The organism is Cohnella zeiphila, from assembly GCF_014212055.1.
GTDB lineage: Bacteria > Bacillota > Bacilli > Paenibacillales > Paenibacillaceae > Cohnella > Cohnella zeiphila.
This window is the reverse complement of record NZ_JACJVO010000063.1, coordinates 1-957: the sequence shown is the minus strand read 5'-3', so window position 1 is coordinate 957 and position 957 is coordinate 1. Positions and strand designations below refer to the sequence as shown.

The window sequence follows — 957 nt, the reverse complement described above, 5'->3', positions numbered from 1 at the left end:
GCCTTCGGGTACCAACAACTTTTCTAGCGAAAAAGAGCGCGTATATGATAGACTTATACCTATAGTCAGACGCGTTCTCAACAAGAATGGAGGAACTACCGATGGCCGCCAAAAAAATGCGTTCCGATATGATCAAGAAAGGGTTCGACCGCGCACCGCACCGCAGCTTGCTGCGCGCGGCGGGCGTGAAGGAAGAAGATTTCGGCAAGCCGTTCATCGCGGTCTGCAACTCTTACCTCGACATCGTGCCGGGGCACGTTCACCTGCAGGAATTCGGCAAGCTCGTGAAGGAAGCGATCCGCGAAGCGGGCGGCGTCCCGTTCGAATTCAACACGATCGGCGTCGACGACGGCATCGCCATGGGCCACATCGGCATGCGCTACTCGCTTGCCAGCCGCGAGATCATCGCCGACTCGGTCGAGACGATGGTGAACGCGCACTGGTTCGACGGCATGGTCTGCATCCCGAACTGCGACAAAATCACTCCGGGGATGATGATGGCCGCCCTGCGCATCNNATCTTCGTCAGCGGCGGCCCGATGAAAGCCGGCCGCACGAAGGACGGCCGCGCGATCTCGCTCACCTCGGTGTTCGAAGGCGTCGGCGCGTACATGACCGGCAAGATCGACGAGCAAAGCCTGACCGAGCTCGAACAGTACGGCTGTCCGACGTGCGGCTCCTGCTCCGGCATGTTCACGGCCAACTCGATGAACTGCCTCGCCGAAGTGCTCGGCCTGGCGCTTCCGGGCAACGGCACGATTCTGGCGGTCGCTCCCGAACGCCGCGAATTCGTCAAGCAGTCCGCCCGCCAGCTGATGGAGCTGATCAAGCTCGATCTGAAGCCGCGCGACATCGTCACGAAGGATTCGATCGACAACGCGTTCGCGCTCGACATGGCGATGGGCGGCTCCACGAACACCGTGCTGCACACGCTCGCGCTCGCGCACGAAGCGGATAT

General features: G+C 61.2%; 1 pseudogene. It reads left to right on the top strand.

From position 1 onward, the window contains the following. Positions 1-101: 101 nt before the first annotated feature. A pseudogene (locus H7C18_RS34135) lies at positions 102-957 on the top strand (dihydroxy-acid dehydratase domain-containing protein); the annotation flags it as partial.